Source organism: Sphingomonas liriopis (assembly GCF_024211255.1).
Lineage (GTDB): Bacteria > Pseudomonadota > Alphaproteobacteria > Sphingomonadales > Sphingomonadaceae > Sphingomonas > Sphingomonas liriopis.
Window position 1 is genome coordinate 1 of the sequence record NZ_JAMLDY010000028.1, and the last position, 22,018, is coordinate 22,018.

General features: G+C 66.0%; 19 protein-coding genes and 1 pseudogene. 12 read left to right on the top strand and 8 right to left on the bottom strand.

Annotation, left to right across the window (positions count from 1 at the left end):
* From M9979_RS17465 to M9979_RS16460, 3 genes and pseudogenes are all read left to right on the top strand, one after another.
* A pseudogene (locus M9979_RS17465) lies at window positions 1-123 on the top strand (IS30 family transposase); the annotation flags it as partial.
* A gap of 171 nt (window positions 124-294) precedes the next feature.
* Entirely contained in the window at window positions 295-606 is a 312-nt protein-coding gene (locus M9979_RS16455) for a DUF485 domain-containing protein (protein WP_254290449.1), read from the top strand.
* Window positions 603-2,300, top strand: coding sequence for a cation acetate symporter (locus tag M9979_RS16460; RefSeq protein WP_254290450.1), 1,698 nt, complete (start codon window positions 603-605; stop codon window positions 2,298-2,300). Before M9979_RS16455 ends, M9979_RS16460 begins: the two co-directional genes overlap by 4 nt.
* A gap of 105 nt (window positions 2,301-2,405) precedes the next feature.
* Here the strand turns inward: M9979_RS16460 and M9979_RS16465 are convergent, their stop codons facing one another.
* The 3 genes from M9979_RS16465 to M9979_RS16475 all read right to left on the bottom strand — a co-directional run bounded on the left by M9979_RS16465 (window position 2,406) and on the right by M9979_RS16475 (window position 8,081).
* Window positions 2,406-4,277: a M61 family metallopeptidase gene (locus tag M9979_RS16465; RefSeq protein WP_254290477.1), complete on the bottom strand. Its 1,872-nt coding sequence runs from the start codon at window positions 4,275-4,277 to the stop codon at window positions 2,406-2,408.
* A 148-nt stretch (window positions 4,278-4,425) separates the two neighbouring features.
* A complete protein-coding gene (locus M9979_RS16470; RefSeq protein ID WP_254290451.1) occupies window positions 4,426-7,491 on the bottom strand; it encodes a TonB-dependent receptor domain-containing protein in 3,066 nt (1,021 codons plus the stop codon).
* A gap of 206 nt (window positions 7,492-7,697) precedes the next feature.
* Window positions 7,698-8,081 carry a hypothetical protein gene (locus tag M9979_RS16475; RefSeq protein ID WP_254290452.1) on the bottom strand — a complete coding sequence of 128 codons (384 nt, stop codon included), beginning with the start codon at window positions 8,079-8,081 and terminating at the stop codon, window positions 7,698-7,700.
* Between the two features lie 192 nt (window positions 8,082-8,273).
* Here M9979_RS16475 and uvrA point away from each other — a divergent pair, with 192 nt between their 5' ends.
* From uvrA to M9979_RS16515, 8 genes are all read left to right on the top strand, one after another.
* Entirely contained in the window at window positions 8,274-11,171 is a 2,898-nt protein-coding gene (gene uvrA / locus M9979_RS16480) for an excinuclease ABC subunit UvrA (RefSeq protein WP_254290453.1), read from the top strand.
* Between the two features lie 25 nt (window positions 11,172-11,196).
* Window positions 11,197-12,036 carry a hypothetical protein gene (locus M9979_RS16485; RefSeq protein ID WP_254290454.1) on the top strand — a complete coding sequence of 280 codons (840 nt, stop codon included), beginning with the start codon at window positions 11,197-11,199 and terminating at the stop codon, window positions 12,034-12,036.
* Window positions 12,037-12,039: 3 nt separating this feature from the next.
* Window positions 12,040-12,546, top strand: a complete 507-nt coding sequence (locus M9979_RS16490) for a hypothetical protein (protein ID WP_254290455.1) — start codon at window positions 12,040-12,042, stop codon at window positions 12,544-12,546.
* A 156-nt stretch (window positions 12,547-12,702) separates the two neighbouring features.
* A complete protein-coding gene (gene relB, locus M9979_RS16495; RefSeq protein ID WP_254290456.1) occupies window positions 12,703-12,879 on the top strand; it encodes a type II toxin-antitoxin system RelB family antitoxin in 177 nt (58 codons plus the stop codon).
* On the top strand, window positions 12,876-13,154 hold the full coding sequence (locus tag M9979_RS16500) for a type II toxin-antitoxin system RelE/ParE family toxin (RefSeq protein WP_254290457.1): 279 nt from the start codon (window positions 12,876-12,878) through the stop codon (window positions 13,152-13,154). The genes relB and M9979_RS16500 overlap by 4 nt, the downstream gene beginning before the upstream one ends.
* 260 nt (window positions 13,155-13,414) lie before the next feature.
* Entirely contained in the window at window positions 13,415-14,119 is a 705-nt protein-coding gene (locus tag M9979_RS16505; RefSeq protein ID WP_254290458.1) for a hypothetical protein, read from the top strand.
* 143 nt (window positions 14,120-14,262) lie between these two features.
* The gene (locus tag M9979_RS16510; protein WP_254290459.1) at window positions 14,263-15,051 is read left to right on the top strand and encodes a class II aldolase/adducin family protein; all 789 of its coding nucleotides are present in this window, start codon (window positions 14,263-14,265) and stop codon (window positions 15,049-15,051) included.
* A gap of 173 nt (window positions 15,052-15,224) precedes the next feature.
* A complete protein-coding gene (locus M9979_RS16515) occupies window positions 15,225-16,385 on the top strand; it encodes an alpha-hydroxy-acid oxidizing protein (protein WP_254290460.1) in 1,161 nt (386 codons plus the stop codon).
* 3 nt (window positions 16,386-16,388) lie between these two features.
* On the opposite strand, the gene M9979_RS16520 is transcribed toward M9979_RS16515, so the two are convergent.
* Together M9979_RS16520 and M9979_RS16525 are read right to left on the bottom strand one after the other, a co-directional pair.
* Window positions 16,389-17,537 carry a glutathionylspermidine synthase family protein gene (locus M9979_RS16520; RefSeq protein ID WP_254290461.1) on the bottom strand — a complete coding sequence of 383 codons (1,149 nt, stop codon included), beginning with the start codon at window positions 17,535-17,537 and terminating at the stop codon, window positions 16,389-16,391.
* On the bottom strand, window positions 17,534-17,932 hold the full coding sequence (locus M9979_RS16525) for a hypothetical protein (protein ID WP_254290462.1): 399 nt from the start codon (window positions 17,930-17,932) through the stop codon (window positions 17,534-17,536). Before M9979_RS16525 ends, M9979_RS16520 begins: the two co-directional genes overlap by 4 nt.
* A gap of 183 nt (window positions 17,933-18,115) precedes the next feature.
* On the opposite strand from M9979_RS16525, the gene M9979_RS16530 reads away from it, so the two are divergent.
* The gene (locus tag M9979_RS16530) at window positions 18,116-18,613 is read left to right on the top strand and encodes a Ros/MucR family transcriptional regulator (protein WP_254290463.1); all 498 of its coding nucleotides are present in this window, start codon (window positions 18,116-18,118) and stop codon (window positions 18,611-18,613) included.
* 472 nt (window positions 18,614-19,085) lie between these two features.
* Here M9979_RS16530 and M9979_RS16535 read toward each other — a convergent pair whose 3' ends face one another.
* The 3 genes from M9979_RS16535 to flgL all read right to left on the bottom strand — a co-directional run bounded on the left by M9979_RS16535 (window position 19,086) and on the right by flgL (window position 22,018).
* Entirely contained in the window at window positions 19,086-19,988 is a 903-nt protein-coding gene (locus tag M9979_RS16535) for a flagellar motor protein MotB (protein WP_254290464.1), read from the bottom strand.
* A 19-nt stretch (window positions 19,989-20,007) separates the two neighbouring features.
* The gene (motA, locus tag M9979_RS16540; RefSeq protein ID WP_254290465.1) at window positions 20,008-20,871 is read right to left on the bottom strand and encodes a flagellar motor stator protein MotA; all 864 of its coding nucleotides are present in this window, start codon (window positions 20,869-20,871) and stop codon (window positions 20,008-20,010) included.
* 244 nt (window positions 20,872-21,115) lie between these two features.
* Window positions 21,116-22,018 carry a flagellar hook-associated protein FlgL gene (gene flgL, locus M9979_RS16545; RefSeq protein WP_254290466.1) on the bottom strand — a complete coding sequence of 301 codons (903 nt, stop codon included), beginning with the start codon at window positions 22,016-22,018 and terminating at the stop codon, window positions 21,116-21,118.

The window sequence follows — 22,018 nt, forward strand, 5'->3', positions numbered from 1 at the left end:
CTCGACGCCATCCTCGCCAGACACAACCACACACCCAGGAAATGCCTCGGCTTCCGAAACCCCGCCGAAGTTTTCTTCCCGTTGCACTTCGATTGTGAATCCACACCCGGAACACGTCCGGGGGGACGGAGTGTCTGCGGCGGCCGATGCACCGCACCATGGAAAGCAATCACCCGCTTCCTCCGACAACCGCCCCCCCTCCCCGACATCCCCCCTTGCCTCCCGCCTGCCATCCGTCATGATACCGGTGTCGATCCAGCGCCATTCCCCCGGCGCGGGCGGCGGAGGGGGCGCATGACCGACGACCAGTTGCTGCGGATCGCCGCGGACCCGCGCTATGTCCGGCTGGTCGCCACGCGCGGGCGGTTCGGCTGGCTGTTGTCGGGGATCATGCTCGCCGCCTATTTCGGTTTCGTCCTGCTCGTCGCCTTCGACAAGGCGTTCCTTTCGCAGCCGATAGTGAAGGGCGGCGTCACCTCGCTCGGCATCCTGATCGGCTTCGGGCTGATCCTGCTCGCGATCCTGCTCACCGGCCTCTACGTCGCGCGTGCCAACCGCGACTATGACGCCGCGCTCGCCGCGTTGCGCGCGGAGTATGGCGCATGATCCGCTGGCTCCTCGCGCTCCCGCTGACGCTCGCCGCCACGCCGGCCTTTGCCGACGCCATCGCCGGGCAAACCCGGCAGCAACCGACCAACTGGACCGCGATTCTCATGTTCGCGATCTTCGCGCTGTTCACGCTCGGCATCACCCGCTGGGCGGCGCGGCGCACGCGCACCGTGTCCGACTTCTACACCGCGGGTGGCGGCATCACCGGTTTCCAGAATGGCCTCGCCATCGCCGGCGACTATATGTCCGCGGCAAGCTTCCTCGGCATCTCGGCGCAGATCTTCGCCGACGGCTACGACGGCCTGATCTATTCGATCGGCTTCCTCGTCGGCTGGCCGATCATCCTGTTCCTGATGGCCGAGCGCCTGCGAAACCTGGGCAAATACACCTTCGCCGACGTCGCCTCGTTCCGCTTCGCGCAGGCGCCCGTACGCAGCTTCGCGGCGACCAGCACGCTCGTCGTCGTGCTCTTCTACCTCATCGCGCAAATGGTCGGCGCCGGCCAGCTCATCAAATTGCTCTTCGGCCTGCGCTACGAATATGCGGTCGGCATCGTCGGCGTGCTGATGACGCTCTACGTCCTGTTCGGCGGCATGACCGCGACGACCTGGGTGCAGATCATCAAGGCGGTGCTGCTGCTCGGCGCCGCGACCTTCATGGCGATCATGGTCCTCGCGCAATTCGGCTTCTCGCCCGAGGCGCTGTTCGCCCGCGCGGTGCAGGTGAAGACCGGTCTCGCCGCCGCCACCGGCCTGTCGCCGGCCGATGCCGCCACCCGCGGGCAATCGATCATGGGACCGGGCAATTTCATCAAGGACCCTGTCTCCGCAATCTCGTTCGGGATGGCGCTGATGTTCGGCACCGCCGGCCTGCCGCACATCCTGATGCGCTTCTTCACCGTCCCCGACGCCAGGGCGGCACGCACGTCGGTGCTGTGGGCGACGGGGTGGATCGGCTATTTCTACCTGCTCACCTTCATCATCGGCTTCGGCGCGATCGTCATGGTCGCGACCGACCCCGGCTATCTCGACGAGACCGGCGCGCTGGTCGGCGGCGGCAACATGGCGGCGATCCACCTCGCGCATGCGATCGGCGGCAATCTGTTCCTCGGCTTCATCTCCGCGGTCGCCTTCGCCACCATCCTCGCGGTCGTCGCCGGGCTGACGCTGTCGGGCGCGTCGGCGGTCAGCCACGATCTCTACGCGACCGTGTTCCGCAAGGGCGCCGCGGACAGCGCCGCCGAGCTGCGCGTCTCGCGTCGCACCGTGCTGGTGCTCGCCGCCGCGGCGATCCTGCTCGGCATCGTGTTCGAGAAACAGAACGTCGCCTTCATGGTCTCCCTCGCCTTCGCGGTCGCCGCGTCGGGCAATTTCCCGGTGCTGATCCTGTCGCTGCTATGGGAGGGATGCACGACGCGCGGCGTCGTCGCCGGCGGCACGTTGGGCCTCGTCCTCGCGGTGGTGCTGACCGTGCTGTCGCCCGCGGTGTGGGTGACGATCCTCGGCCACCCCGCCGCGATCTTCCCCTATTCGTCACCCGCGATCCTCTCGATGCCGCTCGCCTTCCTGACGATCTGGCTGGTGTCGATCCTCGACCGCTCGCCGCGCGCCGCGGTCGACCACGCGGGTTACGCCGCGCAGCGCATCCGCGCAGAGACGGGGATCGGCGCCTCGGGCGCGTCGGCGCACTGAGCAGCGACGCACCCTCACCCTGCGCCGCCTTCGGCGTCTTTTCCCTCTCCCATCGGGAGAGGGAAGGAGCGGCGCAGCCGCGGGAGGGTGAGGGCGAAGTAACCCTCAGTCCGCCCCCAGCCACGCCCGCCGGAACGCCAGCTGCGCCAGCGTCACCGCGACCCCCGCGGTCTCGCCGCGCACCACCTCGAACGCCGGATCGGCGGCGAAGCGCAGGCTCGCGTCGCGCTCGATCCCGCGCTGGCGATAGCGCACCGCGATACGATCCCCCGGCCGATGCCCGTCGAGCGCCGCCTTCGCCGCCTCGGCATCGCCCACCGCCTTGCCATCGAGGCTCAGGATCGCATCGCCCTTCTCGAGTCCCCCCGCATAGGCCGGGCTCCCCGGCACCGGCGCATCGCCGACCACCACGCCGCCATCGCCCGCCTGATAGCTCAGCCCCAGCCACCCGCGCGTCGCATCGACCGGCCGCAGCGTCAGTCCCGCCTGTGCCAGCAACGGCGCGAAATCGGGCAGGCCGCTCGCATGCACGCTGCCGTCGAAGAACGCCTTCGCAAACGCCGCATCGCGGGTCAGCGTCGCCAGCGCAGCCTCGAGATCCGCCGGCGTATAGGCCCGCTCGATATCGCCATGCGACGCCCACAGCGCGCGCATATAGGCATCCAGCGACAGCCCCGGATACCGCTGACGCAACTGCAGATCGAGCGCCAGCGCCAGCACCGCGCCATAGGGATAATAGGACACGAAGATATTGGGATTGACCTGGTCGATCGCCTTCGCCGCATCGACGAACGGCGCGCGCAGGCTCATCTCCTCGGGCCCGCCGTATCGCCGCGCCGGGCTGTTGACGACGCCGTTCAGCGTGCCCCCCAGTCCTTTGAGGAAATCGTCGACGCTGCTCTCGCCCGCGCGACGGATCAGCAGCGGCCCGTAATATTGCGTAAAGCCTTCCGCGAACCACAGCGACGGCGTCGGATTGGCGCGGGTGAAGTCGAACGGCTCCAGCTCGGCGGGACGCAGCCGCTCGACGTTCCAGCTGTGCACGAACTCATGGCTCAGCGTGTTGATCTGCGCGAACTTCGCCGCGGCCAGCCCGCGCTTGTCGGTGATGATCGTCGAGTTGCGATGCTCCATCCCGTCGCCGGTGATCTGCGGCAGGTAATCGGCGATGAAGGTATAGGTGCCGTAATCGTAGCGCGGCGCGCGCCCGAACAGCGCATAATGCTGCGCGATCACACGGCGGACCTTGGCGGTATAGGCGTCGAGATCGGCCTCGGTCCCGGCATGATGCACCGCCAGCCGCACGACATAGCTCTTGCCCGTCGCGTCGGTGACCGGCCATTCGCGATAGCCGAAGTCGCTGAGCTCAGTCGGGCTGTCCATGAAATATTGCAGGTTCGGCGCCCAGAAGCTGTTCACGCCCTTCGCCGCCGGCAGCTGCGTCGCGATCTTCCAGCTGGGATCGAACGGCCGGAATCGCACCCGGATCGGCTGCGCGTCGTAGCCGACCGCCCACAGGAAGCTCGCCGGCATGTTGAGATGCGCATGCGTCGCATCGATCTGCGCATAGGTGCCATCGCCCCAGTCGCCGAACAGCGTGTAGCTGACCACCACCGTCCCGTCGTGCCCGGCGACCGACCAGCCATAGGGATCGGTGCGCGTCACCGCCAGCGGTCGCCCGCGCCCGTCCTTCGCCGACACCGCATAGACGTTCTTGGCGAATTCGTGGATCGCGTACCGCCCCGGCGACGAGCGCGCCATCTGCACGCGCAGCGGCCCCGCCGGCACGCGTACGAAGGTCGCGGTCACCTGCGCCTCGTGATGCACCGCATTGGGGAAGGCGACGTCATAGCGCACCGCCGCCGCCTCGCCCGGATCCTGCGCCTGCTGCGCGGCGATCGCCTGCGCGGCGGTCTGCGCCGCGGCCTGCCCGGCGCCCGCGACGGCGAGCGCACCATAAGCGACCATTGCCAACATCTTCCGCACGTCCGCGATCCCCTTGCTGTCCCTGCAGACACGATGCCCGCCCGATCGCCCCGCTGGCAAGCGACGCCCCCGCGCCACGCACAAAAAAGGGAGGGCGCCGACCCGGCACCCTCCCCTGTTCGATGGCCGTGATCGCGGATCAGAAGCCGAAGCTGGCGCCCGCGCGGAAGGTACGGCCGACCAGACCGGCATAATGCCAGGTGGTCAGGAAGTTCGGCGCGCTCGCATAGGCGGCCGGCGCGACCGGCGCGTGCGCGTTGAACACGTTGCCGACGTTGACGAAGAACGTGAAGTCGTCGTTGACCTTCACCGATCCGTTCAGATCGACGTTGATGAACTTCTTGACGTAGCAGAAGCGGTCGCCGCCGGTCGTGTCGGTCGTCGCCTTGTACAGCGCCGCCGTGCAGGCCGTGGACAGGCTGCCCTGGTCGGTCGCCACCGCCTTGATCTTGTCGACGAAATACGTCGTCGCGGACAGTGAGAACGCGCCGACCTGCAGCGTGTTCTGCCAGTTGCCGCGCCACGACGGCGTGCCGTTGCCCGACGACAGGTCGTAGGGTCCCATCGTACCGGCGTATTTCTGGACGCCGGCGCTGGTGTGCAGGTCGTACTTGAACAGGTGCGTCACCTCGACGCGGCTGGTGAAAGTCGCGTCCTGGTCCAGCGGAATGGTCGCGGTCGCCGCCAGGTCGATACCCGACGTGATCGAATAATCGGCGTTGGTGAAGGGCACGTTGATGATGAGTACCCGCGGCAGGGCGTTGGGGAACGCCGGATCGGGCGCATCGACCAGATTGACCGAATAGCCCGGGCCGACGTTGGCGACCGCGGCCTGCGCCGCCGCCAGGTTGTTCGCCCCGTAATAGGCGGCCTGCGCAGCACCGATCAGCGGACCCGCGACGATCAGGTTCGACTTCTTGACGTTGTAATAGTCGGCGGTGAAGCTGAACCACTTGACCGGCTGCACGATGATGCCGCCCGTGAAGCTGCGCGACGTCTCCGGCTCGAGGTTCGGGTTGCCCGCGACGCCACGGCCCAGCGAATAGGCCTGGCTATACGGATTGCCGTTGACGTTGCAGGTGCCGTTCGCCGCGATCGTCGCACCATGCTGGACGCCGAACGTCGCGCACGGCGGGGTGTAGGTCACGAAGCCCGCATACTGGCTGCGCGCGCCGCTCTCGGCGAAGGTCGGTGCGCGGAACCCCTGCGAATAGGTGCCGCGGATCGCCAGCTGCTTGAACGGCGTGAACTTGACGCCGACCTTCGGCGAAAAGTGGCTGAACCCTTCCGAATAATGGTCGTACCGACCCGAGGCGGCGACATCGAGCACCGGCAGGATCGGGGCATCGACCTCGAAATAGGCGGCCGACACCGTATGCGCACCGAAGGCCGACGAGGTCGTCAGGCCATAGGTGTCGAGTGCTGCGTTCTGGTTGTTGTTGGTCAGCGTCTCGCGGCGCACCTGACCGCCGACGGCGACCTGCAGCGGACCGCCGGGCAGCTGGAACAGCGCCTTGCTGATCGATGCGTCGAACGATGCCATCGTCGAATGCGACGGCGTCGTCTTGTCCGGCGACAGCGCGTCGCGCACGGCCTGGCTGTTCTGCGACGGATTGACGAAATTGTACGATCCGGTGTTCACCGCCGTCCGCAGCGCGGCGATGTTGATGAGACCATGCTGCGTGATCTCCAGCTCGTCGCGGGCATAGACGCCCTCCGCGCGCCAATTCCAGCCCTCGCCGAAGCTGCCGTTCAGGCCCGCCGCGGCGCGATACACCTCGTTGGTGCGGTCGCTGCCCTGCGGAATGTCGCCGAACAGGTAATAGATGCGCGCGGCGCCGTTGTTGGGATCGTTGGCATAGGCCGCGGCATAGGGGTTGTTCGGGTTGAGCTGGCGCCCCGCCGTGCCCGGCGTCGCGCAATTCACGCCGCCGGTGCAGATGTAGACGGGCAGCACGATGCCCGGGTTGCTCGACGCGACGGTGGGGGACCCGCCGAACGGCTGCGTCGCGCGGATCGCCGACGGCGTTCCGGTGATGCTGACGTAGCTGCGGCTGTAGCTGCCGGTGACGTAGCCCTCGATCTGGTCGGACAGCTTCACGCTGATCCGGCCGTTCGCCGAATAGCGCTCCTGCAGCGGCTGGATCTGGCGATACTGATCGACGAGGTCGTACTTGCAGCCGACGCCGTTCACCGCGGCGCTGGTCTGGGTGTAGGTGCCGTTGTTGCAGGTGCCGAGATTCAGCGTCTGGAACTGCGTGGTCAGCGCCGCCGTCGAACCGGCGAGCGGGTTGTTGAGGTCCGTCTGGCGCACGCGCGTCACGACGGCGCTCGGCGTCGCGGTCGTCAGGTTCTGGTCGGCGGTGTTGAGGTCGTTGCCGCCGATCGCGGTCAGATCCTGCGTGTTGTACGGAAAGCCGCGGCTGTGGTTGGAGATGCGGCCGTCGCGCTGGTATTCGCCGTTCAGGTAGACGTTGAACCCTTGCGTGTCATAGTCGCCGTAGCCGACCGTCAAATTGGCGCGCTGGCGGGCACCGTCGCCCTTTTCCGCGACGCCCGCTTCCACCGTGCCGGTCAGGCCGACGACATGCTTCTTGAGGATCAGGTTGACCACGCCGCCGATCGCGTCCGCGCCGTAGGTCGACGATGCGCCGTCCTTCAGCACTTCGACCCGGTCGATCAGGCTGAACGGGATCGAGTTGAGGTCGACATAGGCGTTGTGGCCGTCGTCGTTGATCGGGAAGTTCGCCGAGCGCAGGCCGTCGACGAGGACCAACGTGGACGACACGCCCAGGCCGCGCAGCGACACGGCCGAACCGCCGGCCGAAAAGCCGCTCTGGAAACCGGTGCCGATCGAACCCGCGCCATCGGCGGAAATCGAACGGATCGCGTCCGACGCGGTGGTGATGCCCGCCTTCGCCAGCGTATCGCTGGTCAGCACGGTGACCGGCGACGGCGTCTCGGTGTCGGTGCGGCGGAACAGCGAACCGGTGACGACGATATCGCCGCCCTGGCCCTGATCGCTCGCGCCCTGCGTCGTCGTGGGATCGGTCTTCTGATCGTCGATCTCGACCTGTCCGGGCGTCTGCGGCGTCGTCTGTGGCGTGGCCTGCGCGAAGGCCGGCATGGCAGCCAGTGCGAGCGCCAGCGGCGTGGCGGCGGCAAGCAGCGCGGCTTTACGCCCGAATCGGATCGTCGTGGTCACGTGTCGTAGGTCCCCTTGGAGCCGGCGCTGCGGGCGCCGTGCGTAGCAACTCGGATCATGATCCGAATGCGGGGACGGTGGATGGCCGCCACAAAACTGTAAAGCGGCTAAAGTTCCATAGCGGCCATTTCTGCAACGTTACGTTGCAAACGGGACACAGTCGATGACGTCCCCGTCACGTTGCAGCTGACCGTGCCCGCGTACCGCTACGGCTTCCTCGCACCGAACAACCGCCCCAGCATCGCTTCCGCCGCCTTCCCCACCGCCTCGGCGATCGCCTGCGGATCGGGCTGCGTCTGCGTGCCTTGCGGCGGGACCGGCGCTTCCGGCGGCGTCGGCGGCGTCTCGGGCGTCGGCGGCACGGGAGGAACCGGCGGCACCGGCGCCGCCGTCTCGCGCTTCGCCCGCCCCTTCGCCACCGCCGCGGTCGCCGCCGCCGCGGCCATCGTCAGCCCCGCCGCCAGCATCTCGCGCCCCTGCGGGCTGTTCGCCTTCTCCAGCAGCGCACCGCCGGCCTCGCGCACCTCCTTGGACAGCCGGATGCCCAGCACTTCCTTGGGGAGCTTCGCCTTCTTCGTCTTCTTGCCCATGCCGCGCGCCTCTTTCGTGTGTCGGACAGGTAAGACACCATATTCGCGCTTTCAATCCCGGTGCTGGCCCGGTGCTGGCCCGGTGCTGGCGAAGCGCCCCGTGCGTTCCTACTTGCCAGTCTAGCCTCCGACACAGAACAGAAGTAGAACCAGCCTCATGCTGACGAAAATCACGAAGCCGCGGTGTTCCGCATGCTGAGCAAAATAAGCGTACGCGGCGCGCGCGAGCACAACCTCAAGGACGTCGATGTCGACATCCCCCGCGACACGCTGACGGTCATCACCGGCCTGTCCGGCTCGGGCAAGTCGAGCCTCGCCTTCGACACCATCTATGCCGAGGGTCAGCGCCGCTACGTCGAATCGCTGTCGGCCTATGCGCGCCAGTTCCTCGAGCTGATGCAGAAGCCCGACGTCGACCATATCGAGGGCCTGTCGCCGGCGATCTCGATCGAGCAGAAGACGACGTCGCGCAATCCGCGCTCGACCGTCGCGACCGTCACCGAAATCTACGATTACATGCGCCTGCTCTGGGCGCGCGTCGGCATCCCCTATTCGCCCGCCACCGGCTTGCCCATCGCCGCGCAGACCGTCAGCCAGATGGTCGACCGCGTCCTCGCGCTGCCCGAGGGCACGCGCCTCTACCTGCTCGCCCCCGTCGTCCGCGGCCGCAAGGGCGAGTACCGCAAGGAGATGCTCGAGTGGCAGAAGGCGGGCTTTACCCGCGTCCGCATCGACGGCGAGATCCACGAGATCGACGAAGCGCCTACGCTCGACAAGAAGTTCAAGCACGACATCGAGGTGGTGATCGACCGCCTCGTCGTGCGCGGCGACATCGCCACCCGCCTTGCGGAATCGTTCGAGACCGCGCTGAAGCTCGCCGACGGCCTCGCCTATGTCGACCCCGCCGACCCGGTCGAACCGCATACGCCCAAGTCCGAAGTCCTGGGCGACAACGCCCCCGCCGGCCGCATCGTGTTCAGCGAGAAGTTCGCCTGCCCGGTCAGCGGCTTCACCATCGCCGAGATCGAACCGCGCCTGTTCAGCTTCAACGCGCCGCAAGGCGCCTGCCCGGCCTGCGACGGCCTCGGCGAAAAACTGCTGTTCGACGAAGACCTCGTCGTCCCCAACCACGGCCTCAGCATCAAGAAGGGCGCCGTCGCCCCCTGGGCGAAATCCAACCCGCCCAGCCCGTACTATATGCAGGTGCTCGGCAGCCTCGCGCGCGAATTCGACTTCAGCCTCGACACGCCCTGGTCCGACCTGCCCGAAAGCGCCCAGACGCTGATCCTCCACGGCAGCAAGGGCAAGCCCGTCACGCTCACCTTCATCGACGGCAAGAAGAAGTACGACGTCAAGAAACCGTTCGAGGGCGTCATCGGCAACCTCAACCGCCGCCTGCTCCAGACCGAGAGCGCATGGATGCGCGAGGAGCTGTCCAAATACCAGTCGTCGCGCCCGTGCGAGGTCTGCCACGGCGCGCGCCTCAAGCCCGAGGCGCTGGCGGTAAAGATCGCGGGTGCCGACATCGCCTATGCCACCCACCTGTCGGTCGTCGATGCGCTCGCCTTCTTCACCGACATGCCCAATCATCTCGGCGACCAGCAGCGCGCGATCGCCGAACGCATCCTGAAGGAGATCGTCGAGCGCCTCGGCTTCCTCAACAACGTCGGCCTCGACTATCTCAACCTCGACCGCACCAGCGGCACGCTGTCGGGCGGCGAGAGCCAGCGCATCCGCCTCGCCAGCCAGATCGGCAGCGGCCTGTCGGGCGTGCTCTACGTGCTCGACGAACCCTCGATCGGGCTGCACCAGCGCGACAACGACATGCTGCTCGCGACGCTCCGCCGGCTGCGCGACCTCGGCAACACCGTGCTGGTCGTCGAGCATGACGAGGATGCGATCCGCACCGCCGATTATGTCATCGACATGGGGCCGGGCGCCGGCGTCCATGGCGGCCGGATCGTCGCGCAGGGCACGCTCAAGCAAATCCTCAAGAGCAAGACGAGCATCACCGCCGACTATCTCAACGGCACGCGCGAGGTCCCCGTGCCGGCCACCCGCCGCAAGGGCAACGGCAAGCAGCTGACCGTCCACAACGCCCGCGCCAACAACCTCACCGGCGTCACCGCGAGCATCCCGCTCGGCACCTTCACCTGCATCACCGGCGTCAGCGGCTCGGGCAAGTCGAGCTTCACCATCGACACGCTCTACGCCGCCGCCGCCCGCGCGCTCAACGGCGCGCGTATCCTGGCGGGCAAGCACGACAAGGTCACCGGCCTCCAGCATCTCGACAAGGTCATCGACATCGACCAGTCGCCGATCGGCCGCACGCCGCGGTCGAACCCGGCGACCTACACCGGCAGCTTCACCCAGATCCGCGACTGGTTCGCCGGCCTGCCGGAGGCGCAGGCGCGCGGCTACAAGCCCGGCCGCTTCAGCTTCAACGTCAAGGGCGGCCGCTGCGAGGCGTGCCAGGGCGACGGCGTGCTCAAGATCGAGATGCACTTCCTCCCCGACGTCTACGTCACCTGCGACGTCTGCCACGGCGCCCGCTACAACCGCGAGACGCTGGAGGTGAAATTCAAGGGCAAGAGCATCGCCGACGTGCTCGACATGACCGTCGAGGATGCCGCCGAATTCTTCAAGGCGGTCCCGCCGATCCGCGACAAGATGGAGATGCTGGTCGAGGTCGGCCTCGGCTACGTCAAGGTCGGCCAGCAGGCGACGACGCTGTCCGGCGGCGAGGCGCAGCGCGTCAAGCTGGCGAAGGAACTGTCGCGCAGAGCCACCGGCAACACGCTCTACATCCTCGACGAACCCACGACCGGCCTGCACTTCGAAGACGTCCGCAAGTTGCTGGAAGTCCTCCACGCCCTCGTCGAACAGGGCAATACGGTGGTGGTGATCGAACACAACCTGGATGTCATCAAAACGGCGGATTGGGTCGTCGACCTCGGTCCGGAAGGTGGCGTCAAGGGCGGCGAGATCGTCGCGGTCGGCACGCCGGAAGAGGTGGTGAAGGAACCGCGGAGCTTTACCGGGAAGTATCTTGCGCCGTTACTCAAGCTGGGCTCTACTCTGAAAAGCTAAGAGCTCATTTGAGGAAGGGAGTGCGTTGTTCCATATTCACGTCTTTCGAGTGAAATGTGAAAGCCTCCCACAAGGCGATTTTTTGAAGTCAGCAGGAACCCCATCGGAGATCATAAGTCGCTCGATAGAATCAAAACCAACGGCAGATGTTGGCAGGGGATCCGAATGGCACATCGGCAATGTGAGAATAATGGATGAGGGTGCGATCTCCTTTGCTATGGGTAGAAAGCAAGCAGTCACCGTACAGCAATTTGACGATACTACGCATGACTTCTTGGAGGAAGAAGCTATGCGAGCACCATTTACGTTCGGTGTATTCGACCCTGAAATTCAAGTGTGCGGGGTTATTCGAAAAACTGGCGTTTCGCAACGAACATCAGAAGTAGCTGGTAAGTTGGAAGCGCTTTTAAACGAAGCAGGATTCGCAAATAAAGCAAATTCAAAGATTATCGTGGAGCCTATACCAGATCCAGATCATTTTTTGAAAATCATTCAAGAGTCTCAATCGGTAATCAGATTTAGCTTTACGGTAACGCGACCAAATCCGCTTGATGTTGAACGGCTCATACAGGGCCCGGCTAAGGAATTTACAGACGCAATCGACGGGGAGCGCTCGCGAATTGAAACAGAAGGTCCCGACCTCAACAAAGATGTCATTGAGGAAGTTACAAATGCCGTCGCCGCAGATGGGGAGGATGCCGCAGCGACCGTTCGCCCAAAAGAAGGTGGACCATCCCGCAGATTTCACCTGCGCGGCAATCCGGTCATTGAGAGGATCGAACCAGGCGCCAATTCGTCGGCACTCGTTGCCGTATTAGAGGGAGCGAGGCGCGCGTACAGACGCGTGCGGCGAGTCGATCAGTGACATATGGATAAGTTTTGGACATGGCTTTGGCACGGGTCGCGAGAGGGACCCAGAGGAATCTTTAATGTAGCTGATCGCTACATTCTCATTCATTGCGCGATTTCAATTTTTCTCGTTCTGTTTTTGAAGAACGGTCCCGTCGACTTTGCGCAAAAAGCGCTATTTCCAGCCTGCTCCATACTTGTTGGATTATCAATGGCGTGGACAACTCGGGCCGCCACCCTTTTACAATCCAAGGATCTAAGAGATAAGCTCTTTAACTCAAAGCGTCCCGCCGAAGACTATATATATGGATTTCAACTGGCCATCCTTGTAGTAATGATTATGCTTTGCTATCTAGCAATAATGGCAGGCGGAGGCCTCAATATATCGATATTTGGCCAACCATGGGACTTGAAGATATCAAGTTTTTGGATGTTTTTCCTGATTAGCATGACTCTTCGTGAATGTTGGGGCGTTATAAACGCCACAAACATGCTAAGCATGTTGGAATACATTCGCGCAAAATAGTTCTCTCCATAGATCACAGCCCTACTTCAATCAGCGCTGCGTTCCATCCGTTCCTGCCAGCCCGGTCGTCCGCGTGAAACCGCTCAAACAGTTCAAGCCGCTTCGTAGCATCGTCCCTCCCTTTCGTCGGCAACCCCGACCCGTTATACTCCCACGATGACCGACCTAACCCCCATCGAGTCGGAGTTCGCGACCACCGAGGATGCCGCCGCCTATGACGCGTGGTTCCGCGCCAAGGTCGAACGGGCGATGGCATCCACGGCACCCAAAATCCCGCACGATCAGGTGATGGCAGAGGCGCGGCGAATCATTGATCGGCATCGGGCCAAGTGACGCTCGCCGTCATCTGGAGCGATGACTCGACCACCGACTTCCTCAACATTCTGGATTACATCGCCGAACGCAACGTGGCCGCCGCCGATCGGTTGGAGGCACTGGTCCAGCACGCCGCCGACCGCCTGCCCGACCACCCCTATATCCACCGCCCCGGCCGCGTCGCCGGCACGCGGGAGGCGATCGTCCATCCCAATTACATCCTCGTCTACCGCGTCGGGACGGACGTCATTGACATCCTCGCCGTGCTCCACGCCCGGCAGCAATATCCCTAAGGCCGGATCGCGGCACTTTCAGCCCTCCCGCCACCACGACAAACCGGGTACTCCGCTCTGGCGAGCGTCCTTACGGTCGGCGGGAGGGCCTACTTCCCGAGAGTCGTGGCCCGGGGCCATGAACGTCTGCCGAATCGCGCGCAAAGGCAAGGATGTCGAAAACGGCCGCGTCGCTGTTGGACCCGCCACGAGGCAAACTGTCCTACACCCCGCCGTTCGGTCTAGCCCCTCCCCCGCCACGACACACGGGAGGAACTGCCATGGCCAAACCATTCGTGCCTTGGAGCAAGGAAAAGAACGACCGATATCTGGCCCGCCAGGCCGCGCTGCGCGAACAGACCGATCGGTCCATCATCGCCGGTATCGCCGCCTTCCGCGAAGGCAAGGACGTCGCCGCTGCGATCGAGGCGGCGAACGCCCCGCCCGACAAGCCCGCCGCCGCCACCGAGCTGCCCGATCTCGCCCCGCTGCTCGAGACCCGCAAGGTCCGCGTCGATGGCTGGACGGTGGAGATGCAGCGCGATTTCATCCGCACGCTCGCCGAAACCGGCTGCGTCAGCCACGCGGCGAAGGCGGTGGGCGTCGCGCGCACCACCGCTTATGCGATGCGCCAGCGCGCCACGCACGGCACTTTCGCGCTCGCCTGGGACGTCGCGATCCAGATGGGGCGCCGGCGGCTGCTCGACATCGCGATGGAGCGCGCGGTCGAGGGGCGGGAGGAGCCGGTCTGGTATCGCGGCGAACAGGTCGGCACGCGCACCGTCCACAACGACCGCCTGCTCACCTTCCTGCTCGCGCACAAGCCCGAGCCCGCCCACCCGGAGCTGACCCCCGACGAGCTGGCGGCGATGTTCCCGCGCATGCTCGATTCGATCGACACGCTGCTGCCGCATCCGCTCGCGGTGCGCCTCGCCGCCGAACGCGCCGCGGCGGAGCAGGCGGAGGAGGACGAGTTCGAATCCTGAAACGATGGGCCGGAAACGTTTCCGTCAAGGTGTCCAACTTGTCCATGTCGCAGTCTACTGCCGGCCACGCGCCGCCCCCTGTTCGGGCCGCGCGATCCATGCCATCCTCCTGCGCGACAAGCATAAGATCGAGAGGACAAGCCATGGCCACCGCACTTCAGCGCCCCACCGCGTCTCCCAGCGTCCGCGACTCCGTCAGCCCCGAGGAATGGGCGCTGCGCGTCGACCTCGCCGCCGCCTATCGGCTGGTCGCGCTCTACGGCTGGGACGACCTCATCTTCACGCATCTGTCGGCGCGGGTGCCGGGGCCGGAGCATCACTTCCTCATCAATCCGTACAACATGATGTTCGAGGAGATCACCGCCTCGTCGCTGGTCAAGATCGACGTCGAGGGCAACAAGGTCGCCGACACGCCCGCGCCCGTCAACCGCGCCGGCTTCGTCATCCATTCGGCGATCCACGCCGCGCGTGACGATGCCGCGGCGGTGCTCCACCTTCACACGCCGCACGGCCAGGCGGTGTCGGCGATGGCGGAGGGGCTGCTGCCGCACACCCAGACCGCGATGATCGCCGGCCACGACGTCGCCTATCACGACTTCGAAGGCATCGCGACCGAGCTCGACGAGCGCGAACGGCTGGTCGCCGACCTCGGCACGCGCCACACGATGATCCTGCGCAACCACGGCACGCTCACCGTCGGCGCCAGCGTCCCCGAGGCGTTCCTGCGCATGTACTTCCTAGAACGCGCCTGCGAAGCGCAGATTCTGATGCTGAGCGCCGGCCGCGCCGGCCTCAACAACCCCAACCAGGGCGTCGCGGAGAAGGTCGAGACGCAATCCACCGGCGAAGGCATGGCGACGCTCGCCCGCCACCTCGCCTGGCCCGCGCTGCTCCGCAAGCTCGACCGCATCGACCCGAGCTATCGGGATTGAAAATAGTTCACGCGGAGGCGCGGAGGCGCAAAGATGGCAGGCCCGGCGCAGCCTTTCGACGTCCGTAACGACGCGAGACATGACCACGGGCACAACATCTTCGCGTCTTCGCGCCTTCGCGTGAACACATCGTCCCGGCGCTGCCACGCGACCCGGAACAGGTAGAGCACTCCATGCCCCATTACGGCGACTACCAGAATGCGATCTACGGCGCCGGCCTCGCCGGCATCGTACCCAAGGTCCCGGTCGACTTCGCCACGCTGGCGGCACGCGCGACCGCGGCGATGCCGGCGTCGGTGCGCGACTACGTCCAGGGCGGCTGCGGCGACGAACGGACGCAGGACCGCAACGCCGCCGCCTTCGATCACTGGGGCATGACGCCGCGGATGATGGTCGATTGCACCGCGCGCGACCTGTCGGTCGAGCTGTTCGGCCTGCGCCTGCCGAGCCCGGTGTTCATGGCGCCGATCGGCGTCACCGGCCTGTGCACCCCCGACGGCCACGGCGACCTCGCCGCCGCGCGCGCCGCGGCGGGGACCGGCGTGCCGCTGGTCGCCTCGACGCTGTCCAACGACCCGCTGGAGACGGTGGCGCAGGCGATGGGCGACACCCCCGGCTTCTTCCAGCTCTACACCCCCAAGGACCGCGATCTCGCCGCCAGCCTCGTCGCGCGCGCGGAGGCCGCGGGGTTCAAGGGGATCGTGGTGACGCTCGACACCTGGGTCACCGGCTGGCGCCCGCGCGATCTCAACACCGGCAATTTCCCGCAATTGCGGGGACACGTGCTGACCAACTATTTCAGCGACCCCGTCTTCCGCGCCGCGCTCGCCCGGCCGCCCGAGGACGACCCCGCCGCCGCGATCCGCCAGTGGATGGGCACGTTCGGCAAGGTCCTCACCTGGGACGACATGCCCTGGCTGCGCTCGCTGACCAAGCTGCCGCTGATCCTCAAGGGCATCTGCCACCCCGACGACGCACGCCGCGCGGTCGATGCCGGCGCCGACGCCATCTATTGCTCGAACCACGGCGGGCGGCAGGCGAACGGCGGCATTGCCGCGATCGACATGCTGCCCGGCGTCGTCGCCGCGGCAGGCGCGACGCCGGTGCTATTCGATTCCGGCATCCGCTCAGGCACCGACGTCGTCAAGGCGCTGGCGCTCGGCGCGACCGCGGTCGGCATCGGCCGTCCCTACAGCTACGGCCTCGCACTCGACGGCGCAGCGGGCTGTGCGCACGTCCTGCGCTGCCTCCTCGCCGAGGCGGACCTGCTGATGGCGGTCAACGGCTATCCGACGCTGGCCGCGGTGCGCGAGGCCGGCGCGGTGCGGATGTGACGCCTATTCCTCGATCAGATGCGGCACGAAGCGCGCGGTATTCCCCGTGATCGGCCCGTCCTCGCGGATGCCCATCCCCGCGGGCACGCCATCGACCACCCAGCTGCCGATCACCGGAAAGCACCCCGGCGCCGTCTCGGGCAACGGATAGATCGCCTGATAGACATAGCCTTCCTCGCCATACTCGCCGTCCGTCTCCGCGACGATCGTGCCGGCCTTGCGGATCGACACGTTGGCGCCCTCGCGCGACAGCAGCGGCTTGGCGACCGCATCGCCCTCGGGGATGTCGAAGCTCGCGGGCAGCAGATTGGGATGATCGGGAAACAGCTCCCACAGCACCGCGAGCACGCCCTTGTTGCTCCAGATCATCTTCCACACCGGCTCGATCCACGCCGTGCTGCCGTCGCGCAGGCTTTCGAGCAGCGGCTCGGCGAAGTCCTCGTCGACCAGCCACTCCCACGGGTACAGCTTGAAGATCGCCGCGATCGGCGCATCCTCGCCATCGACGAAGACCCGGCGCTCGTGATCCCAGCCGATGTCGCCCATCACCACCGGCACGGTCGTCAACCCCGCCGCCGCCGCGGTATCGCGCAGATAGGCGGCGGTCACCGTATCCTCGCCGGCGTCGTCCGCGACATGAGCGAAATGCACGCGGCCGGGCAGGTGCTCCGCCAGATCGCGCCACTTCGCCACCAGCGCCTCGTGCAGGCTGGTGAACTGGTCCGCCTCCGGAAAGCACGCCTCCTTCCAGCGCCACTGGATCACCGCGGCTTCCAGCAGCGACGTCGGCGTGTCGCAGTTGAACTCGAACAGCTTGGGCGGCCCCGCGCCGTCATAGCCCAGGTCGAACCGCCCGAAATTGAGCGCCGGCGGCTCCGCTTCCCAGCTCTCGCGGATCGCATTGTGGAAGGCGTCGGGCACGCCCAGCCGCGCAAGCCACCGCGGATCGTCGACGATCGCCTGCCCCGCGATCAGGAACAGGCGGTACAGCTCCGCCGTCGCCGCCTCGATCGTCGCGATCTCAGCCACGGTAAAGCGATAGCAGGCGCTCTCGTCCCAATAGGGGCGGCCGTCGGCGGTATGCCAGATCAGCCCGTCCGCCTCGACGGTTCCCTGCCAGTCGGGCCGCGGCGCGACGCTGGTCCGGATCACGATCGTGCGCCGCCGAAGCGATGCGCCGACGCGCCGAAACCGCCGCGGCTGATCGCCCCCGCGCGCGTCACCCGCGTCGTCCCCGGCGCCCGGAAATAGCTGCGCCCGGGCGTCCGCGCATAGGCGCCGCCCCGCACCGCCTCGCCATAAGGCGGGATCACCGCGTTACGCGCCAGGAAATACCACAGGAAGGCGTTGCTGCCGGCGTGGACGCCGCCGTGTGCCTGCTGCTGGCGGCACTGGTCGTCCGCCACGCGCTTGCCGCCGGCATCGGTACAGATCGCGGTGTCACGCTGCGCCGTCCAGCCGTCCGCCTCCTTCGTCCCGCCGCAGCCACTCGCCAGCAGCGCCGCCGCGACGCTCGTGGTGAACTTCAGATCTGCCTTCACCGCCATGCCCCCGTTTCGACCCAACACTATCGCTACCGCAGTCGCGAATGCTTCGCCAGAGGCCATCCGCCTCGCGTTGCTGCACGAATATTTTGTATCATTTGCGCAACCGCACTCCCGAATTGGCGGCAACAGGGTTGACGTCTATAAATGCGGCCGTACGGCTGGTCTCAGTCAAAGGAGCAAACGATGACTGACGAAACCACCGACTTGAATGCGGTCGAACTTGCAACCGAATTGACGATTGCTTGGCTCGGCAACCCCAATACCCGTATTTCCGCCGATGAGGTTCCGGCCTTCCTCGGCAAGATGCATGATACCGTTTCGGCACTGCTTGGCGCCACCGGTACGGAAGCGGAAACGCAGCCCGCGACCGAATATACGCCCGCCGTATCGGTGCGTAAGTCGCTGGCATCGAAGGATCACATCATCTCGATGATTGATGGCAAGGGCTACAAGACCTTGCGCCGTCACCTCGCTACCCATGGTATGACGCCGGCGGAATATCGCGAGCGTTATGGCCTGAAGCCCGATTACCCGATGGTCGCCGAAACCTATTCGGAAAGCCGCCGCGCGATGGCGAAGAAGATCGGTCTCGGCCGCAAGCCCGGCGCGCGCAAGGGCGACGGCGCCGCCGCGGCCGCCAAGCGCGGCCGCAAGCCCGCGACGGAAACGCCGGAAGCCTGACCGGCCGACGAGGTTGGTCGGACCCGCCGCCCCCACGGCGGGTCCGGCCCACACGAAAAACCGCGCGAGGGCACGCCCTTCGCGCGGTTTTTCATGGGGATGATGGCTCCGGCAGCGAACATTTCGTCATTCCCGCGAAGGCGGGAATCCATAATCACGGCGGCTACTGACAGAATCGACAGGTCAGCCAGTATGGATCCCCGCCTCCGCGGGGATGACCTTGAAATGTGGGTGACCCGAACGTCGCCGCGCTCCGCCTCATCCGTCACCCCAGCGAAAGCTGGGGTCTTCTGCTTGGGATGGGCGAGCCGATCCACCACGAGACCCCAGCGTTCGCTGGGGTGACGGATAGGGGATGGCGAACGGATGAGGGATGGCATGATGGGAAGCGCCGCCGACCTGCAAGCACGACGCCTCCGCGTGAGCCATCCTTTCTCCCGCACCGAATATCGCTACGGCCGGCGCCCCGCCATCACTGCCCGAAACTGCCCTTGCGATACAGCAAAGTGATCGCGACGCGCCGGTTGCGCGGATCGCCGGGATCGTCGGTGACGATCGGTTCGCGGTCGGCGACGCCCTCGATCCGCTCGAACCGGCTCTCGGGAATCCCCCCCAGCGCCAGCCGCCGGCGCGTCGCCTCGGCGCGGCCCGACGACAGCATCCAGTTGTTCATCGCGCGCGGGTCGCCATAGGGCACGCTGTCGGTATGGCCGCGGATCATGATCGTGTTGGGCGTGCCGGCGATCGTCCCCGCGATCATTCCGATCAGCTCCGACGCCTTCGAATCGAGCGCGGTGGTGCCGAGCGCGAACATCGAATAATCGGCGTCGTCGACCAGATCGATGCGCAGGCCGTCCTGCGTCGGTACGAACCGGATATGGCTGGCGAGCTTGGCGAGCCGCGCCGACCCGGCGATCTGCTTTTCGAGTTCGCGCTTGATCGCCTCGAACGTCTTCTTGTCCGTTTCCATCGCGGTCGGATTGCGCAGCGACCCCTTGTCGCCGGTGCCGCTGCGCTCTCCGCCCGACTGGCTCATCGGGATGCCGATCGACGCGATCGGTGCGGCGGCCGCCTTCGGCCCCAGCTTGTTGTTGCTCAGGATCGATTCGCCGCCCAGCACGCCGCTGCCGCCCAGGCCCAGCACCTTCTTGTCGATCAGCGTCGGCGCGAAATAGTCGGCGATGCCCTTGCGCTGCTTCTCGGTCGTCGCACCCAGGAGCCACAGGAGCAGGAAGAACGCCATCATCGCGGTGACGAAATCGGCATAGGCGACCTTCCACGCGCCACCGTGATGGCCACCGCCGGCGATCGTGATCTTCTTGACGATGACGATCTTGGGCGGCTGGTTGTTGCCGTGCGGAGCTGCGCGCGCCATCGGTTACGTGCTCCCCGCCTTACTTGCCACGCAGGCCGTCGAAGACCTCGGCGAAGCCGGGCTGGTTCTTGTGCGCGATGCCGCTGCGCGCCGCCTCGATCACCAGCGGCTGCGGATGGCCGTGGAGCGAGGCGATGATGATCTGCTTGACGACGTGATAGATGGCGGCGTCGGCATGGATGATCTGCTTCAACCGCCCGGCGATCGGGTTGACGATGCCGTACGCCAGCAGCACGCCCATGAACGTGCCGACCAGCGCCGAACCGATCATCCCGCCGAGCACCGACGGCGGCTTGTCGATCGACCCCATCGTCTTCACGATGCCGAGCACCGCGGCGACGATGCCCAATGCGGGCAGCGAATCGGCGAGGCTGGTCAGCGTATGCTCGGGCCCCTCGACCTCGTGGTGGTGCGTCTTGATCGCGTGATCCATCACCTCCTCGACCGCATGCACGTCGAGCGTGCCCGACGAGACGACGACGAGGCGCAGCGTATCGGCGATCAGATTGACCAGCGTATGGTCGGCGAGCAGACGCGGATATTCGCTGAATACTGCCGAAGACTTGGGGTCCTCGACATGCGGTTCGAGCGCGATCGGCCCGTCCATGCGCAGCATCTTCATCAGCTTGCTGACGAGGAAGATGACGTCGAGATAATCCTGTTTCTTGTACTTGGGCCCCTTGAACACCTTGGCGAGGCCGCCGCCCATCGCCTTCAATTCGGTGCCCGAATTGCCGATGATGAGCGCACCCGCCGCGGCGCCGCCGATGATGAGCATCTCGTGCGGGATCGCCTCGAACACCGGGCCGAGCGCGCCGCCGGTGATGGCGAAGCCCCCGAACACCATGCCGAGCAGAACGACGAGACCGATGACTGGAAACACTGTGGGACACCCTTCGCTGGGCCGGCTCGGGGGCCGGTCATCCGATCACACCGGATTAACCGCATTTCCTAGACAAGTGGTTACCAAGGCCGCGGGTTTGTGGCGCGCACGCGACTGCCCTCCCCACACACATCCGTCATCCCCGCGCAGGCGGGGATCCATAGTCGCCACATTCCGCGATGAAGCCGATCGGTCAGCCAGTATGGGTCCCCGCCCTGGGGGAGAGGGGCAAACGCCCCGCGCGTTACTTCAGGTAATCGAACAGCGACAGCTGCGACAGCTTGGTGAAGCTCGCCTGCGATGCCGACAGCGCGGTCATCATCTGCTGCAGCTGGACGACGGCGTCGGTGACGTCGACCTGTTCCAGCTTGCCGCGCAATTCGGCGCGATCGGTGTTGGCGGTGGTCAGCAATTGCTGCTGCAGGTCGACACGCGCCGCGCGCGCGCCGACCGATGCCTCGACGTTGGCGACCTGATCGACCGCCTTGCTCAGCGAATCAAGCGAGGTCGACATCGTCGCCGACACGTCGCCGCCCGCGTTGAGCGCCGCGGCCATCCGGCTGAGCATCGCCAGCGTATTGTCGCCGCCGCCCAGGTCGAAGATGCGCTTGGCATTCTCGGTCGCCTGGACGCTCTGCCCGTCGGCGATCGGCACTTCGGACACCTGCGTGTCGTTGGCCGGGAAGCTGAACGTGCCGTTGCCGTTGTCGGTCACCGCCTTGGTGCCGTCGACGCTGCCGAACAGCGGCTGGCCGCGCACGTTGCGGGTGTTGGCGAGCGTGACGAGCGAATCGACGATCGACTTCAGCTCGGTGCCGATGATCTTGCGCGACGCATCGGTCTGCGTTCCAGTCGCCGCCTGCGTCGCCAGTTCGGTGGCGCGGGTCAGCTGCGTGTTGATCTGCTTGAGCACGCTGTCCGCCTGTTCGAGCAGCGAGCCCGCCAGCGTCATGTTGGTGCCGTAGACCTGCGCGTCGGCATCGCGGCGATCCAGCTCCGCGATCTGCTGCGCGGCGGCGGGATCGTCGGAGGGCTTGAGGAGCTTCTTGCCGGTCGCGATCTGCGTCTGCAGTTCGGACGCGCGCTCGTTCATCTTCGACAGGCGGCTGGCCGCGTTGCTGTAGAACAGATTGGTGGAGATCTGCAT